Origin of the sequence: Caulobacter sp. 17J65-9, from assembly GCF_010975005.1 — a bacterium.
In the GTDB taxonomy this organism is placed as follows: Bacteria; Pseudomonadota; Alphaproteobacteria; order Caulobacterales; family Caulobacteraceae; genus 17J80-11.
The window spans coordinates 1-14930 of record NZ_JAAIVC010000085.1; the positions used below are offsets into that span (position 1 = coordinate 1).

Annotated in this window: 18 protein-coding genes; 10 read left to right on the top strand and 8 right to left on the bottom strand. The window is 69.8% G+C overall.

Features of this window, described 5'->3' with window-relative positions; genetic code table 11:
• On the bottom strand, positions 1–200 hold a 200-nt coding region (locus G3573_RS13075), incomplete at its 3' end, for a GcrA family cell cycle regulator (protein ID WP_240454685.1).
• 253 nt (positions 201–453) lie between these two features.
• Here G3573_RS13075 and G3573_RS13080 point away from each other — a divergent pair.
• A complete protein-coding gene (locus tag G3573_RS13080; protein ID WP_163261597.1) occupies positions 454–1281 on the top strand; it encodes an ABC transporter permease in 828 nt (275 codons plus the stop codon).
• A 145-nt stretch (positions 1282–1426) separates the two neighbouring features.
• Here G3573_RS13080 and G3573_RS13085 read toward each other — a convergent pair whose 3' ends face one another.
• A complete protein-coding gene (locus G3573_RS13085) occupies positions 1427–3241 on the bottom strand; it encodes an autotransporter domain-containing protein (protein WP_163261599.1) in 1815 nt (604 codons plus the stop codon).
• 196 nt (positions 3242–3437) lie between these two features.
• Between G3573_RS13085 and G3573_RS13090 the strand changes: the two genes are divergently transcribed.
• The 4 genes from G3573_RS13090 to G3573_RS13105 all read left to right on the top strand — a co-directional run bounded on the left by G3573_RS13090 (position 3438) and on the right by G3573_RS13105 (position 6900).
• On the top strand, positions 3438–4265 hold the full coding sequence (locus G3573_RS13090) for a hypothetical protein (protein WP_205598239.1): 828 nt from the start codon (positions 3438–3440) through the stop codon (positions 4263–4265).
• Between the two features lie 121 nt (positions 4266–4386).
• A complete protein-coding gene (locus G3573_RS13095) occupies positions 4387–5556 on the top strand; it encodes an aspartate aminotransferase family protein (RefSeq protein WP_163261624.1) in 1170 nt (389 codons plus the stop codon).
• Positions 5557–5626: 70 nt separating this feature from the next.
• A complete protein-coding gene (argF, locus tag G3573_RS13100) occupies positions 5627–6559 on the top strand; it encodes an ornithine carbamoyltransferase (RefSeq protein ID WP_163261601.1) in 933 nt (310 codons plus the stop codon).
• Positions 6560–6666: 107 nt separating this feature from the next.
• Positions 6667–6900: a hypothetical protein gene (locus G3573_RS13105; protein ID WP_163261603.1), complete on the top strand. Its 234-nt coding sequence runs from the start codon at positions 6667–6669 to the stop codon at positions 6898–6900.
• A 152-nt stretch (positions 6901–7052) separates the two neighbouring features.
• Here the strand turns inward: G3573_RS13105 and G3573_RS13110 are convergent, their stop codons facing one another.
• The 4 genes from G3573_RS13110 to lepA all read right to left on the bottom strand — a co-directional run bounded on the left by G3573_RS13110 (position 7053) and on the right by lepA (position 10486).
• Positions 7053–7565, bottom strand: a complete 513-nt coding sequence (locus G3573_RS13110; protein ID WP_163261605.1) for a hypothetical protein — start codon at positions 7563–7565, stop codon at positions 7053–7055.
• Between the two features lie 30 nt (positions 7566–7595).
• The gene (locus G3573_RS13115) at positions 7596–8021 is read right to left on the bottom strand and encodes a GFA family protein (protein ID WP_163261607.1); all 426 of its coding nucleotides are present in this window, start codon (positions 8019–8021) and stop codon (positions 7596–7598) included.
• Positions 8022–8106: 85 nt separating this feature from the next.
• Entirely contained in the window at positions 8107–8574 is a 468-nt protein-coding gene (locus G3573_RS13120) for a GNAT family N-acetyltransferase (protein ID WP_163261609.1), read from the bottom strand.
• 106 nt (positions 8575–8680) lie between these two features.
• Positions 8681–10486, bottom strand: a complete 1806-nt coding sequence (lepA, locus tag G3573_RS13125; RefSeq protein WP_163261611.1) for a translation elongation factor 4 — start codon at positions 10484–10486, stop codon at positions 8681–8683.
• A gap of 331 nt (positions 10487–10817) precedes the next feature.
• On the opposite strand from lepA, the gene G3573_RS13130 reads away from it, so the two are divergent.
• The 4 genes from G3573_RS13130 to G3573_RS13145 all read left to right on the top strand — a co-directional run bounded on the left by G3573_RS13130 (position 10818) and on the right by G3573_RS13145 (position 12986).
• Complete coding sequence (locus G3573_RS13130) at positions 10818–11156, top strand: hypothetical protein (protein ID WP_163261613.1); 339 nt, start codon at positions 10818–10820, stop codon at positions 11154–11156.
• A gap of 112 nt (positions 11157–11268) precedes the next feature.
• Positions 11269–11889 carry a DUF1134 domain-containing protein gene (locus G3573_RS13135; RefSeq protein WP_163261615.1) on the top strand — a complete coding sequence of 207 codons (621 nt, stop codon included), beginning with the start codon at positions 11269–11271 and terminating at the stop codon, positions 11887–11889.
• Positions 11890–12110: 221 nt separating this feature from the next.
• Positions 12111–12305 (top strand): type II toxin-antitoxin system HicA family toxin, encoded by a 195-nt coding sequence (locus tag G3573_RS13140; protein WP_163261617.1) that lies wholly within the window; start codon positions 12111–12113, stop codon positions 12303–12305.
• A gap of 90 nt (positions 12306–12395) precedes the next feature.
• The gene (locus G3573_RS13145) at positions 12396–12986 is read left to right on the top strand and encodes a type II toxin-antitoxin system HicB family antitoxin (RefSeq protein ID WP_205598240.1); all 591 of its coding nucleotides are present in this window, start codon (positions 12396–12398) and stop codon (positions 12984–12986) included.
• A 58-nt stretch (positions 12987–13044) separates the two neighbouring features.
• Here G3573_RS13145 and G3573_RS13150 read toward each other — a convergent pair whose 3' ends face one another.
• A complete protein-coding gene (locus G3573_RS13150) occupies positions 13045–13584 on the bottom strand; it encodes a TIGR00645 family protein (protein WP_163261619.1) in 540 nt (179 codons plus the stop codon).
• A gap of 107 nt (positions 13585–13691) precedes the next feature.
• Here G3573_RS13150 and G3573_RS13155 point away from each other — a divergent pair, with 107 nt between their 5' ends.
• Positions 13692–14249 carry a lipid-binding SYLF domain-containing protein gene (locus G3573_RS13155; RefSeq protein WP_163261622.1) on the top strand — a complete coding sequence of 186 codons (558 nt, stop codon included), beginning with the start codon at positions 13692–13694 and terminating at the stop codon, positions 14247–14249.
• A gap of 9 nt (positions 14250–14258) precedes the next feature.
• Here G3573_RS13155 and G3573_RS13160 read toward each other — a convergent pair.
• Positions 14259–14930 (bottom strand): OB-fold nucleic acid binding domain-containing protein (locus G3573_RS13160; protein WP_346427386.1); only part of this gene is annotated, 672 nt, incomplete at its 5' end.

The window sequence follows — 14930 nt, forward strand, 5'->3', positions numbered from 1 at the left end:
GCCGGACGCGGGCGCTGCGGCCGGTAGACCGGGCGCGAGGGCTGCGACGGCGCCGCGCGGCCCGACAGGCCCAGGCGGTGCACCTTGCCGATCACGGCGTTGCGGGTGACCCCGCCCAGCTGCTTGGCGATCTGGCTGGCGGACAGGCCGTCCAGCCAGAGCTTCTTAAGAGTGGCGACCCGTTCGTCCGTCCAGCCCATTGCCGGTCTCCCCCGCCTCTTGACCGGGATCGACCGCCGAGCCGACCCCTAAATCTAGTATTGGTCGCGGCCAACCCAACCGCGTCCCTGCTAGGGATCGTATACTGGGCTTTAACGAACGCAATATGTGGGGAGAGGCTATCCACAGAGATCTATATCTAGCGGCGCCCGACTCACCCTAAGCAGCCCGGCTCGACCGCTTGCGCCGGCAGCGCAGCGGGCGCATCTGAGGCCCGCCGAGGAGCCTTTTTCAATGAACGTGATGTCGCGCGACCCGATCGCGTCCGCCCTGCCGCCGCAGCCCAGGGTCTATGGCGGGGTCAACTGGACCGGCCTGAAGACCTTGTATCTTAAGGAGGTCCGCCGGTTCTGGAAGGTCGGCATGCAGACCGTGGCGGCCCCGGTCGTCACCACCTTGCTTTATATGATGATCTTCGTGGTCGCCATGCAGGACGCCCGCCCGCCGGTGCACGGCGTGCCGTTCGGCCTGTTCGTGGCCCCGGGCCTGGTGATGATGGCGATCCTCAACAACGCCTTCGCCAACGCGTCGTCCTCGCTAATCCAGGCGAAGATCATGGGCACGGCGCCGGACTTCCTCACCCCGCCGCTGACCCCGTTCGAGCTTCTGGCCGCCTTCGCGCTGGGCGCGGCCACCCGAGGCGTGGCGGTGGGCACGGTCACCGCCGTCGCGGTCTGGCCGTTCGTCCACTTCGGCTTCGACCACCTGTGGGCGATCCTCTACTTCGGGATCGGCGCGTCGCTCTTGATGGGCCTGGTCGGCGTGATCGCCGGCCTGTGGTCGGAGAAGTTCGACCACCTGGCGGCGGTGACCAACTTCATCGTCATGCCCATGACCTTCCTGTCGGGCACCTTCTATCTGGTCGACCGGCTGCCCGAGCCGTTCCGCACCATCAGCCACTACAACCCGTTCTTCTACCTGATCGACGGCTTCCGCTACGGCTTCATCGGCCAGGCCGACGGCGCCGTCGGCGTCGGCATGGCCCTGACCGGGGCGCTGGTGCTGATCCTGGGCTTCACCTGCTGGGAGCTGTTCCGCCGCGGCTGGCGGCTGAAGACGTAAGGGCGTCGGCGCGACGGAGTCCGCGCGCTCCGCTGGAGCCCCCCACGCCGCCCTTGCGGGCGGCGGCTCCCCCCAGCGGGGGGAGATACGAAAAAGGCGGCGGACCGGGGTCCGCCGCCTTTCCTTTGTCCGGCGACCCGGACGATCAGTACTTGAAGGTGATGTTCACGCCGCCGGTGTGCGAGTCGAACCCGTCGCCGAAGCGGCCGCGGTAGCCGACGCGCACGCCGATGTTGTCGCCCACCGTGCCGTTGACGCCGGCGTCCAGCATGACCACGCCGCCGTCCGGCTCTTCGACCGAGCGGAACAGGGTGTGCGCCGGATTGTCGACCAGGCCCACGGACACGTCGTCGCCCGAGTACTTCAGGTAGTCGCGATAGCCGACCTCGAAGGTCGCGCCGAAGCGCTCGCTCAGGTCGCCGGCGAACAGCACCGAAGCCTCGGCCGACACGGCGCTGACTTCGCGCTCGCCGATCTCGTGGCGGGCGACGGAGCCCTCTTCGCTATAGCCGTCGACCGAGGCGTGGATGGCCGACAGGCCGACGCGCGGCGACATGGTCCAGCCGCCGGCGTTGCCCCACCAGCCCACGCGCAGGTCCGAGCCGAAGCTGGAGCCGTCGGTCTCGGCGTGGTGCACCGCGCCGGCCAGAGCGGTCTGGCGGCTGATGTCGTAGTTGTCGAAGCTGGCGCCGGCGGTGGCGTCGACGAACAGCTGACCCGAACGCCAGCCCATGTAGAGGTCGGCGCTGGCGCTGTTCAGGTCGAACGACGACGGGCCGTTCTGGACGTCCGACTGGGTGGCGCCGGCGATCACGCCCACGCGCATCTGCGAGGAGAAGGCGTGGTCGAAGCCCAGGCGCATGCCGATGGTGTCGACGTCGCCCTCGGCGATCACGCCGCGGGCGTCGACGCTGCCGCTCGAGGCCTCGACCCGCGCGAAGGTGCGCGAGCCGGTCTCGAACTCACGCTCGCCCACCTGCTCGCGCGCCGCGTCGAAGGCGGCGCGGCGGGCGAAGACGCCGGCCTCGGCCTGGGCGGCGCTGGCCGCGCCGCTGTCGCCGTAGGTGACGTAGTCGGTGGCGACGGCGGCGAGCAGGGCGTGGCCCGCCTGGGTCGGGTGCACGCCGTCCCAGAACACGTAGGTGTTCGGGGTGGCGCAGACGCTCACGCCGGTGAAGCACTTCTGGGTGACGTTATCGAAGCCGAACTTGCCCGGATCGGCCAGCACCGCGCGATAGGCGCGGGCCACGTCCACGTAGATGATGTTGGTGTTGGCGTGGGCGGCGGCCTGCGTGTTCATCTGCGCCAGCAGGGCGTCGTTGAAGAAGCCGGTCGACAGGGTGGCCAGCGGCTCGGCGGTGGTGGCGCGGAACTGCGGCGTGGCGCCCAGGTCCGGCAGGTTCGACACCATGATGGTGCCGGCGCCCGCGTTGGCGATGGTGTTGACCGAACCGGCGACGGCGCCGGCGGCGGTGTTCGACGCCGCGAACATGTAGTTGGTCGGGCTCGGCTGGGCGGCCGCGGTCGGCATGGCCTGGAACAGGTCGTTAGCCCCGGCCCACACCGAGACCAGGTCGGTGGCGTGGAACTGGCCGCCGGCGGCCATGTAGGCGCCCACCTGGGTCGGCACGCCCGGCACCGGCGAGGCCGCGGTGTCGGCGCGCGCGCCGCCGAAGGCGTAGTCGACGTTGCCGGTCAGCGTCGAGGGCGCGCTGAAGAAGTTGGCGAAGGTCCCGAAGCCCATCTGCTCGACCCACACCGGGCCGTTCGAGAAGCGGCCGCTGAAGTACGGCGCCGGCGGGCTGGCGCCGCCCGAGGCGGTGAAGGCGTTGTTGGTGTCCGACAGGCTGTCGCCGAACACGACCATGCGGCCGTAGTCCTGCGCCGACGCGGCCGACCCGGCCGCCAGCACGCCAGCGGCGACCAGCGCGGCCGCGCACACGGTGTTCCTGAGCTTCATAGTTCTCCCCGCCCGACTGTTTTTTCTGGGCCTAGCTTAACAATGATCTGAACCGGGAAGTTTTCAAGCCACACACCGAGGTTCAAATACCGGCGATTTTAAAAACCGCCGATACATCAGAAACTTGCGGCGTTTTGCCCCGTTCTGTCGTCTCGGTCCCGCGGCGGGCGCGGGACGAGGCAGGGGAATCCATCCCATGAGCGGACGCATTCAGGGCGGCGTCGCCGCCGAGACCTTCGTGCTCAAGAGCGGCTCGGGCGCCACGGTCGTCGCCGCCGGCGACGGCTACGACACCCTGGTGGTGGATTGGTCGCATTCGAAGGCGGACGTCTCGTCCGACTCGGCCTGGGGGCCGCACAGCCGCGGACCCGCCTGGATCGCTTCGGCTGACGGCGACCGGGTCGACTACGGCGACGACGTCTCCGACACCAGCTACAGCCAGATCGACAAGCTGGTCGTGAAGACCGGCTCCGGCGACGACGTGGTCTGGGGCGGCGGGGCCGTCAACGAGATCTCGACCGGGCGCGGCGATGACGAGGCCCGCGGCCTGGACGGCGCCGACATTCTGAACGGCGGCGCGGGCGACGACCGGCTGTTCGGCGACTTCTTCGACTATGGCGGCGGCAATGACCGCCTGTTCGGCGAGAAGGGGAACGACTTCCTCGACGGCGGCCAGGGCGACGACTTCCTCGACGGCGGCGCCGGCGCCGACACCATCTGGGGCGGTCCGGGGGCGGACCTCGCCATCGGCGGCGGCGGGGCCGACATCTTCGGCTTCCGGCCTGAGGACCTGACCGGCGGCGACCGCATCGCCGACTTCCAGGGCGCGGGCCGGCGCGGCGGCGACGTGATCGAGCTGCAGGGCTTCGGCGCGGGCGCGAGCCTGGCCTTCTCGGGCTACGCCGGCGGCGATCCGCGCGAGCAGATCTACACCGTCACCGACGGGACCCAGGTCTATCAGTTCACCGTCCACATGGCCGACGGCGTCGCCCAGCTGGGCGCGGGCGACTACGCCTTCGGCTGAGATCCAGCCTCGCGTTGACTTAAACACTGCGCGGGTCGAAAACCCCTTCGAAGTCCCCGGCGCGACCCGCGTCGGGGACGCTCGCATTTTGAAGGGAGACGTCGTCGTGACCGGCCATCTGATGGGTGTCTACAACCGTGCGCCGCTGGCTTTCGAGCGGGGCGAGGGCGCCCGACTGTTCACCGCGGACGGCACGGCCTACCTGGACTGCGTCGCCGGCATCGCCACCACGGCGCTGGGCCACTGCAACCCGGTGCTGGTCGCCGCGATGAAGGCCCAGGCCGACAAGCTCTGGCACGTCTCCAACATCTTCCGCATCCCCGGCCAGGACGAGCTGGCCGACAAGCTGACCGCCCAGTCCTTCGCCGACGTGGTGTTCTTCACCAACTCGGGCACGGAAGCCGTCGAGTGCGCCCTGAAGACCGCGCGCAAGCACCACAGCCACAACGGCAATCCCGAGAAGATCGACATCATCGGCTTCGACGGCTCGTTCCACGGCCGCACCTACGCGGCGGTCAACGCGGCCGGCAACCCGGCCTATGTCGAGGGCTTCGGCCCGAAGCTGCCGGGCTACATCCAGCTGAAGTTCGGCGACATGGAAGCCCTGAAGGCGGCCATGGGCCCGACCACCGCCGCCCTGATCATCGAGCCGGTGCAGGGTGAAGGCGGCGCGCGCGCCGCGTCGGACGAGATGCTGCGCCAGATGCGCGAGCTGTGCGACCAGCACGGCGCCCTGCTGATCTTCGACGAAGTGCAGTCCGGCATGGGCCGCACCGGCAAGCTGTGGGCGCACGAGTGGTCGGGCGTCACCCCGGACATCATGGCCATCGCCAAGGCGCTCGGCGGCGGCTTCCCGATCGGCGCGTGCCTGGCCACCGCCAAGGCGGCCGACGGCATGACCGTGGGCGCGCACGGCTCGACCTTCGGCGGCAACCCGCTGGCCATGGCCGTCGGCATCGCCGCCTTCGACGAGATCGCCAAGCCGGAGACCCTGGCCAACGTCACCGACGTGTCGGGCTATCTGGGCCAGCAGCTGCAGGGCCTGAAGGACCGCTTCCCCGACATCATCGTCGACGTGCGTGGCAAGGGCATGCTGATCGGCGTGAAGCTGATCCCGAACAACCGGGACTTCATGGCGCTGGCCCGCGAGCACAACCTGCTGGTGGCTGGCGGCGGCGACAACTGCGTGCGCCTGCTGCCCCCGCTGAACCTCACCCTCGACGAGGCCCGCGAGGCCATCGAGAAGTTCGAGCAGACCTGCGAAACCGCCCGCGCCAAGGCGGCGGCGTAAGCCCACTCGCAAAACCCGTAACCGTCAGCCCGCCCTCTCCCTCACCGGAGAGGGCTTCTGGTTTCAGATCATGACCGAGCCCCGTCACTTCCTCGACCTCTGGCGGCTGTCGCCGGCGGACCTGCGCGCCATTCTCGACGACGCCGCCCGCCGCAAGGCCGCGCGCGCCGGCTGGCCGAAGGGCAGGAAGGACGCCGACGCCCCGGCCGACGGGCGGGTGCTGGCCATGATCTTCGAGAAGAACTCGACCCGCACGCGCTACTCGTTCGACGGGGCCATGCGCCAGCTGGGCGGCGACAGCATCATCGCCACCGCCGCCGACATGCAGCTGGGCCGCGGCGAGACGGTCGAGGACACCGCGCGCGTGCTGTCGCGCATGGTCGACGCGGTGATGATCCGCGCCAACCGCCACGACGACGTCGAGCGCTTCGCCCGCGCCTCGTCCGTGCCGGTGATCAACGGCCTGACCGACAAGAGCCACCCCTGCCAGATCCTGGCCGACCTGCTGACCATCGAGGAGCGGCTGGGCGCGCTCGAGGGCAAGACCCTGGCCTGGGTCGGCGACGGCAACAACGTCTGCGCCAGCTTCATCCACGCCGCGCCGAAGTTCGGCTTCAAGCTGAAGATCGCCTGCCCGGCCGCCTACCACCCCGACCTCTACGACCTGGCCCGCGCCAACGAGCAGGGCGGTCAGGTCGAGCTGATGGACGACCCGCGCCAGGCTGTGGCCGGCGCCCACGCCGTGATCACCGACACCTGGGTGTCGATGGGCGACCTCGACTACGAAGCCCGCATGGACGCCTTCGAGGCCTACCAGGTCGACGACGCCCTGATGGCCCAGGCCGATCCCGACGCGATCTTCCTGCACTGCCTGCCCGCCCACCGCGGCGAGGAGGTCACCGACGCCGTGCTGGACGGCCCGCGCTCGGCGGTGTGGGACGAGGCCGAAAACCGCCTGCACGCCCAGAAGGCCGTGCTGGCCTGGTGCTTCGGGGCGATCTGAGGGCGCTCTCAGGCCTTTCAGCCGCCCTCACCTGAGCTTGAGGGCGGCGCCCCTAAGGCTGAACGGCGCCGACGGAACCGCCGGGCGCGGCTCGCGATTTCCGGGCCATGCAGCAGATCGCCCTCGACGTCACCTTGCACGGCTCGTTCTGGGTGCTGACCCGCGACGGCAAGCGGCTGCACGAGTTCAGCCACGCCGAGCGCGCCGTGCACGAGGCCGTGCGCCTGGCTCGCGAGCTGGAGGAGAGCGGCCAGCCCGCCCGCGTCCGCGTCGAGACCACCCGCGGCAAGGTGATCGAGGTCCTGCCCGACCCGATGCGCTCGCCGCCGCAGGAGCACTAACTCACCCGTCATCCCGGAAAGCGCGCAGCGCTTATCCGGGACCCAGCAAGCTCGACGTCGAAGCTGCAGGGCGGCCGGCAACAAGCGCTGCGTTTGCTGGGTCCCGGCTCTCCGCTACGCTGCGCTCCGCTACGGCCGGGATGACGGAACGATTAGGACTTCACCGCTTCGCGGCAGGCGTCGGCGAACCGCTTGGCCGTTTCGGCGTCCGGCGGGGCCAGCGGGCCCAGCGTCTGCGCGCCGTACACCGCCCTCACCTCGCGCGCCGTCTCCAGCCGCTTGAGGAATTCCTCGGGAACCGGCCCGCGCGCCTCGACGCCGGACGGGCGCTTGGTCGGGTCGGCGACCAGCAGGAACGGCTCGTCGTCGACGCCCACCGACAGCTGCTCTTCGCTGCCCACCGGCGCGAAGCCCTCGACCGTGACGATCAGCTCGGCGGGCTTTCGCGCGCACGCCAGGGTGACCAGGGTGGCCCCGGCCGGATCGGTCGCCGCCAGGGCCACGCCGGTCCCGCTCACCTGGACGGTCCAGCTGTGCGTCTGGGCCGTGGTCGCCGCCGCCTCGGCCGGCGCCGAGGCCGGATCGGCCGCGGGCTCGCTCGCGTCGCGCGGCCCGCAGGCGGTCAGCAGCGCCGTGGCGGCGAGGACGGACAGGGACAGACGCATACGACGCTCCGGAAACAGGCTCGACCGTGTCTAACGCATGAAGGCGGCGTCGGTCTCGGGCCCCGGGTCCTCAAAGCGACCGGCGGCGTCCCGATCGCGCTCGAAACGTCTCCTGAGCGGAAACGGCGGCAGCCAGGCCTCGCGCCGGACGACCCAGCTTTCGTAGGTCGGGGTCAGCTGGTCCGGCGCGTCCAGGGCGCCCAGGTGCACCTCGACCTCGTCGCCGGTGCGCGCGAACACCGACGAACCGCAGCGCGGGCAGAAGCACCGCCCGGCGTAGTCGCGGGTCTCGCCCGCGACGGTCACCGCGTCCTCAGGAAAGATCGCCGAGGCGCTGAACAGCGCCCCGTGATGCTTGCGGCAGTCCAGACAGTGGCACAGGCCGACCCGGTACGGCCGCCCCGACGCCACGATCCGCACGTCGCCGCACAGGCACCCGCCCGTGAACCGGTCCATGGCCTGCGCCTCCTCTTCGGAAAGGAAACGCGCCGCAGGCCTCCGAGGCGGCCGGGGGCGCCGGCGCGACCTGACGAGGAGGAGGCTAGTCCTCGCCCGCCGGCGCGATCGCCTTCGCGAGGCAAACCGTCTCGGGGCGACCGACATACCGGCCGTAGGGGGCGATAGGAGCGTAGCCGTGCTTCTCGTAGAAGCGCACCGCGCGAACATTGACCCGCCGTGTCGCCAGCCAGAGCTGGCCATAACCGTCGGCCATGGCGCGGCTCGTGAGGGCCTGCAAGACCGCCGCGCCAACGCCCTTCGTGCCCGGCGCGGCGTACATCCGCTTCAGTTCCGCAACCCCGGGCCCGAGCGGACGATAAGCCCCGCACCCGACGGGCGCGCCGTCGCCGTCTCTCGCCACCACGAACACGGCGCGATCGACACCGACGTCTGCGGGATCGAACGAGCCACGCCCGCTGTCGCCTGTGATGGCGGCCAGCGCCTCCGAGAGTCGGTCCAGCACGGCCGCCGCCTCAGGATCGTCGGGCGCGCACACGTCGACCGTGATCATCAATCGTCGCCTCCAGCCAGGCCCGCTGGCGCCGCGCCTTCGCTTAGAAAACGGGCCCGAGAGCGGCGAACTCTCGGGCCCGAATTGTCTCAGCGTCCTGGCCGCCTCAATCCGCGTCCATCTTCAGCGCGGCGATGAAGGCTTCCTGCGGAATTTCGACCTTGCCGAACTGGCGCATGCGCTTCTTGCCCTCCTTCTGCTTGTCGAGGAGCTTGCGCTTGCGGCTGGCGTCGCCGCCGTAGCACTTGGCGGTCACGTCCTTGCGCAGCGCGCGCACGGTCTCGCGGGCGATGATCCGCCCGCCCAGCGCCGCCTGGATCGGGATGACGAACATGTGCGGCGGGATGAGTTCCTTCATCTTCTCGCACATCGCCCGGCCACGGCCTTCGGCGCGGTTGCGGTGGACCAGCATGGACAGGGCGTCCACCGGCTCGGCGTTGACCAGGATCTGCATCTTCACCAGGTCGCCGGTGCGGTAGTCGATGATCTCGTAGTCGAAGGAGGCGTAGCCCTTCGAGATCGACTTCAGCCGGTCGTAGAAATCGAACACCACCTCGTTCAGCGGCAGCTCGTAGCGCACCATGGCCCGGGCGCCGACGTAAGAGAGCTCCTTCTGCTCGCCGCGGCGGTCCTGGCACAGCTTGATCACCGCGCCGAGGTACTCGTCGGGGGTGAAGATGGTGGCGGTGATCCACGGCTCGGAGATGGAGTCGATCTTCACCGGGTCCGGCATGTCGGCCGGGTTGTGCAGTTCGATCTCTTCGCCGTTGGTCAGCTTGATCTTGTAGACCACCGACGGCGCGGTCGCGATCAGGTCGAGGTTGAACTCGCGGCTCAGGCGCTCCTGGATGATCTCCAGGTGCAGCAGGCCCAGGAAGCCGCAGCGGAAGCCGAAGCCCAGCGCCGCCGAGGTCTCCATTTCATAGCTGAACGAGGCGTCGTTCAGGCGGAGGCGCCCCATGGCCGCGCGCAGGCCCTCGAAGTCGGCGGCGTCGACCGGGAACAGGCCGCAGAACACCACCGGCTGCACTTCCTTGAACCCGGTCAGGGCCTGGGAGGTGGGCTTCTTCTCGTCGGTCAGGGTGTCGCCGACCGCGGCGTGGGCCACTTCCTTGATGGAGGCGGTGATGAAGCCGACCTCGCCCGGGCCCAAGCTCTCGACGTCGGTGGCCTTGGGGCGGAACACGCCGACCTTGTCGACCCGGTACTGGCCGCCGGTCTGCATCATCTTGACCTGCTGGCCGACCTTCAGCCGGCCGTCGAACACGCGCACCAGCACCACGACGCCCAGGTAGGCGTCGTACCAGGCGTCGACCAGCAGCGCCTTCAGCGGCGCGTTCTCGTCGCCCTTGGGCGCGGGCAGGCGCTGGACCACGGCCTCCAGCACGTCCTCGATGCCCAGGCCCGACTTGGCCGAGGCCAGCACGGCGTCCGAGGCGTCGATGCCGATCACGTCCTCGATCTGCTGGCGAACCCGCTCCGGCTCGGCCGCCGGCAGGTCGACCTTGTTCAGGACCGGCACGATCTCGTGGTTGTTGTCGATCGCCTGATAGACGTTGGCCAGGGTCTGGGCTTCCACGCCCTGGGAGGCGTCGACCACCAGGATGGAGCCCTCGCAGGCGGCCAGCGACCGGCTGACTTCGTAGGCGAAGTCGACGTGGCCGGGCGTGTCCATCAGGTTGAGGACATAGGTCTCGCCGTCCTTGGCCTTGTAGTGCAGGCGCACGGTCTGGGCCTTGATGGTGATGCCGCGCTCGCGCTCGATCTCCATGGAGTCGAGCACCTGCTCCTTCATCTCACGGCTGGACAGCCCGCCGGTGTGCTGGATCAGCCGGTCCGACAGGGTCGACTTGCCGTGGTCGATGTGGGCCACGATGGAGAAGTTGCGAATACGCGAGAGCGGGGTCGTCATGGGCGCGGGGCCTACCACGGCGCCCCCGCCCCGCCAAGGCGACGCGCCAGCCTTTGGGGCGCCTTCGCCCGCTGCTTTACGAAGCGTTCGCCGTGCGGGAGCATGGTGGAGAAGCTGGGGACCGCATTTTCATCGGTCCGTCATCCCGGCCGGACGTCCCCGTAGGGACGGGAGAGCCGGGACCCAGCAAGCGCGACAGCGGTTGCAGCGCGATCGCAGCGTTCAGGTCGAGCTTGCTGGGTCCCGGCTCTCCGCTGCGCTACGCTTCGCTTCGGCCGGGATGACGGTTGTTGAGTGTGCGATGGCCCGAGCCTCTAAGGGGGAGGAAGACATGCGCCTGCTGCTGACCACCGCCGTCCTGAGCCTCGCCTTGGCGAGCGCCGCTCAAGCCCAATCGGCTCCGCCGCCGGCCCCCGCGCCGGCCGGCCGCGTCTCGGCCAAGCTGCCGATCGTGCCGCAGCCCAGCCCGGACCAGCGGCTGGAGCGGCTGGACGCGGCCCTGACCGACATCGACGCCCAGCTGCGCGGCCTGAAGGCCCAGAACGAATCCCTGACCGGCCTGACGCCCGACCAGCTGGGTCGGTTGCAGGAGACGCTGGATCGGCTGTCGCGCACGGAAGCCGCGCTGAGCGGCGCGCTAAAGGACAGCGCCGCGCCGGCGGGCCGCTGAGGGCTGACGCCCCTGGCGGGATTTACCTGCGGCGAACTGACTCGGGCGCCGCAAAGACGCCCATTTCCGTGGCAAGGTTGAGCTTCTGATTCGACCTGACCGGAGCGATCTGATGGACCGCCGCACCCTGCTCCTCACCGGCCTGGCCGCCACCACCGGCCTCGCCACCACCGGCTGCGCCTCGACCGGCGCCATGCAGCGCGCCGACGGCAGCGCCGACTACCAGACCGGCAACGAACAGGCCCCGGTCTATTCCGAGGCCGAGATCGTCCGCGCCGGCTCCAACTTCCTGGGCGTGACCGCCGAGGCCCTGGGCGGCGTGATCGAGCGCGTCTTCTCCGACTACGGCGACCGCCCGACCGGCTACATCGCCGGCGAGGAAGGCTCGGCCGCGGTCACCGTCGGCCTGCGCTACGGCGAAGGTCTGCTCTACATGGCCGGCGGCGCCCAGCCGCAGAAGACCTACTGGCAGGGCCCGTCGATCGGCTGGGACGTCGGCGGCAACGCCGCGCGGGTCTTCACCCTGTGCTACGGCCTGTACCATCCGGAGGCGATCTACCGTCGCTTCCCGGGCGTGGAAGGCTCGGCCTACCTGGTCGGCGGCCTGGGCGTGAACTACCAGAACGCCGACGGCATCATCCTGGCCCCGATCCGCGCCGGGGTAGGCGTGCGCCTGGGCGCCAGCGTCGGCTACCTGGCCTACAGCCGCAAACGCAACATCCTGCCGTTCTGATCGACCTCCCAGGTCCGCAGAACTGAGAACCCGCGCCGGGAGACCGGCGCGGGTTTTCTTTTTTGATCTCCCTTTGGGGGAGGAACCGCCCGCCGCGGAGATGGGCGGGAGTAGGCGAGGGCGGCCCCTACGAAGCAGCTCATGCGCGCCCTCTTGAATATGTGTGTCACGCGACACACATATTTGTTGACACTTCCGGAAACGTGTGTAGTTTGACACACATGAAAGCGGCGGACGTGATCACAAGTTTGGAAGGGGCGGGCTGGGTCGAGGTTCGACAGGCCGGGTCCCATAAGCAGTTCAAGCACCCGACCAACCCGAATGTGGTCACGGTTCCAGTGCACGGCTCGAGGGACCTCCCGATCGGCACTCTGAAGTCGATCGAGAGGAAGAGCGGGTTGACCCTCCGGCCCTAGGCGGGAGCCGCCGACGCCAAAGCCCGCGTCACGATTTCCGAGGAACCGTGACACGGGACGACGACGAAGATGAAGACAGTGAAGACGAGGATGAAGATGGCGAAGGTGCGGTACCCGGCGATCGTAGAGCGGGGCGAGGACGGCGGTTACGGCGTCTTTTTCCCGGACCTGGACGGTTGCGTGACGGCCGGCGACAGCGCCGACGAGGCGGCCGCGCGTGCGCCGGAAGCCTTGGCGCTCCACTTGGAGGGCTTGGCGGAAGTCGGCGAGCCGATCCCGGGCCCCAGCGCGATCGATGCGATCGAACGCGATCCGGACATCAACGAAGTGGCTCGATTGCTCGTCGAGGCCGAGGAACCTAAGGCGGGCGAGCGGGTGAACGTGTGGCTCCCGAAGAGCCTGCTGTCGCGGATCGACCGCTACGTGGAAGAAGTCGGTGCCGGCGGTAGCCGCTCGGCTTTTCTTGCCCAAGCCGCCAGGCAGGTGCTGGACGCAGAGCGCAAGATCCCCTGGCGTTCCTCGGGTGTCGCGGATGTTGGTCGTTCCCCCGCACAGATTGTGGACGAGTATCGGCGACTGATCGAGACGGTTGACCGGCTCTATAAGGGCGTGCACGGCGGCGGCCTGAACGACCCGGCCCTCACGGCCGTTGAGGACCACCTTAGCCATTGGCGTAAGTAGCCGGCTCGCTCGCCGCCTCCGCCGAACAGCGGCGCGGGCTAGTCTTCGCCGTGGATCCTCACTCGTTTTGCGGCTTCGACTTCACCCGGTCGGTGAGCACCAGCACCAGGGCGGTGACCAGGAACACCAGGTGCAGGCCGACCAGCCAGCCCAGCTTGGCGTGGTCGACGCCGGGCGGCTCGTCCGGATCGGCCAGCTTCATGAAGGCCTTCAGCAGGGTGACGCTGGAGATCGCCACCACCGAGCCGATCAGCTTGACCTTCATCTCCGCGAAGTCGACCTGGCCCAGCCAGGCCGGGCGGTCCTCCGGCGGCACCTGGTCCATGCGGGCGATGAAGGTCTCGTAGCCGGCGAAGGCCACGATCAGCAGCAGGCCGGCCACCAGGCACAGGTCGATCAGCGACAGGCACAGGACGATCACGTCCTCCACCCGCGAGTTCCAGTCGACCACGCGGGGGACCTCGTAGATCAGCTCCTCCACGAACACGACCAGCAGCACGACCAGGGCCAGCACGAGGCCCAGATAGAAGGGCGCCATCAGCCAGCGGCTGGCGAACAGGCCGCGCTCCAGGCCGCGCTCGAACTTGGTCTTGTGCATGGACGGAGCATGGGCGGCGCGCGCGGGGGCGTCACTCAGGCCTTTCCCTGAGGAACGACCGCCGGACCCCGGGAGTCCTCGCCTCGACGCCCGCTCGGGAGGCGGCCATGCGCATGCTGGACACCCCATCCCGCCGCTCGGTCCTGGGCGGCATGAGCGCCCTGCTGGCGACCACGACCGCGTCGTGCGCGAGCCTCAAGGAGCAAAAGCTGGCCGAGCAGGCCGAGACGAAGCTCCAGCGGCTGGTCGGCGGCAACGAAGCGGCGGCGCGGCTGAACGCCGAGGCCAAGGCGGTGCTGGTCTTCCCGAAGATCACCAAGGGCGGGCTGATCGTCGGCGGCCTGCACGGCAAGGGCGTCCTGCTGCGCGGCGGCGAGCCGGCCGGTTATTACGAGCTGACCGCCGTTTCGTACGGCCTGCAGGCGGGCGCGCAGACCTACGCGTCGGCCCTGTTCTTCATGACCGACGCCGCCCTGGCCTATCTCGACAGGAGCGGCGGCTGGTCGCTCGGCTCCGGCCCGAGCCTGGTGGTCGCGGACGCCGGCATGGCCAGGACCATGACCACGACAACGGTGCGCAAGGACGTCTACGCCTTCATCTACGGCCAGCAGGGTCTGATGGCCGGGCTCGGCCTCGAAGGGGCGAAGATCAGCCGGATCCGGTGACGCCCGGGGTCAGTGGAAGTCGCGGCTGCGCATGCCGGCCGCCGGGTCGCCGGCGGCGTCCTGGCGCAGGCGGCGCAGGCGAGGGCTGAGGTCGACGAACGCGTCGGCCACCAGGTGGATCACGTCGCCCTCGACCTGCAGCTTGCCGCGCACCAGCAGGAAGGCCGAGGTCATCACCGTCTTGCGGTTCGCCTCGAACCGGTCGCGCCAGACCACCACGTTGGCCGCGCCGGTCTCGTCCTCCAGGGTCAGGAAGGTGACGCCCTTGGCCGTGCCCGGCCGCTGGCGCACCAGCACCAGGCCCGCCACCGCCGCCTTGCGCCCGTTCTTCATGGTCCGCAGCGCCTGGGCCGGGACCACGCCCTTGGCGCGCAGGGCCTCGCGGAAGAAGCCGACCGGGTGGGCCTTCAGCGAAAGCTCCGTGGTCCGATAGTCCTCGACCACGTGCTCGGGCAGGGCCATCAGCGGCAGCATGGGCTGGACCTCGGCGCGGGCGCCCAGCCGGGCCAGCGGCGCGCCGGGCGCGTCCAGCCCCTTCACCGCCCACAGCGCCTGGCGCCGGTCCAGACCCAGCGAACGGAAGGCGTCGGCCTCGGCCAGCAGCTCCAGCGCCTTGCGCGGCACGCCGGCCGCGGCGAAGGCGTCGGGCGAGGCGGCCCCGGCGTCGCGGGCGGCGACCAG

Bases quoted from the DNA above. Each gene is read 5' to 3' on its own strand.
- G3573_RS13080 (WP_163261597.1), top strand. From the start codon at position 454: ATGAACGTGATGTCGCGCGACCCGATCGCGTCCGCCCTGCCGCCGCAG.
- G3573_RS13085 (WP_163261599.1), bottom strand. From the start codon at position 3,241: ATGAAGCTCAGGAACACCGTGTGCGCGGCCGCGCTGGTCGCCGCTGGC.
- G3573_RS13090 (WP_205598239.1), top strand. From the start codon at position 3,438: ATGAGCGGACGCATTCAGGGCGGCGTCGCCGCCGAGACCTTCGTGCTC.
- G3573_RS13095 (WP_163261624.1), top strand. From the start codon at position 4,387: ATGGGTGTCTACAACCGTGCGCCGCTGGCTTTCGAGCGGGGCGAGGGC.
- argF (WP_163261601.1), top strand. From the start codon at position 5,627: ATGACCGAGCCCCGTCACTTCCTCGACCTCTGGCGGCTGTCGCCGGCG.
- G3573_RS13105 (WP_163261603.1), top strand. From the start codon at position 6,667: ATGCAGCAGATCGCCCTCGACGTCACCTTGCACGGCTCGTTCTGGGTG.
- G3573_RS13110 (WP_163261605.1), bottom strand. From the start codon at position 7,565: ATGCGTCTGTCCCTGTCCGTCCTCGCCGCCACGGCGCTGCTGACCGCC.
- G3573_RS13115 (WP_163261607.1), bottom strand. From the start codon at position 8,021: ATGGACCGGTTCACGGGCGGGTGCCTGTGCGGCGACGTGCGGATCGTG.
- G3573_RS13120 (WP_163261609.1), bottom strand. From the start codon at position 8,574: ATGATCACGGTCGACGTGTGCGCGCCCGACGATCCTGAGGCGGCGGCC.
- lepA (WP_163261611.1), bottom strand. From the start codon at position 10,486: ATGACGACCCCGCTCTCGCGTATTCGCAACTTCTCCATCGTGGCCCAC.
- G3573_RS13130 (WP_163261613.1), top strand. From the start codon at position 10,818: ATGCGCCTGCTGCTGACCACCGCCGTCCTGAGCCTCGCCTTGGCGAGC.
- G3573_RS13135 (WP_163261615.1), top strand. From the start codon at position 11,269: ATGGACCGCCGCACCCTGCTCCTCACCGGCCTGGCCGCCACCACCGGC.
- G3573_RS13140 (WP_163261617.1), top strand. From the start codon at position 12,111: ATGAAAGCGGCGGACGTGATCACAAGTTTGGAAGGGGCGGGCTGGGTC.
- G3573_RS13145 (WP_205598240.1), top strand. From the start codon at position 12,396: ATGAAGATGGCGAAGGTGCGGTACCCGGCGATCGTAGAGCGGGGCGAG.
- G3573_RS13150 (WP_163261619.1), bottom strand. From the start codon at position 13,584: ATGCACAAGACCAAGTTCGAGCGCGGCCTGGAGCGCGGCCTGTTCGCC.
- G3573_RS13155 (WP_163261622.1), top strand. From the start codon at position 13,692: ATGCGCATGCTGGACACCCCATCCCGCCGCTCGGTCCTGGGCGGCATG.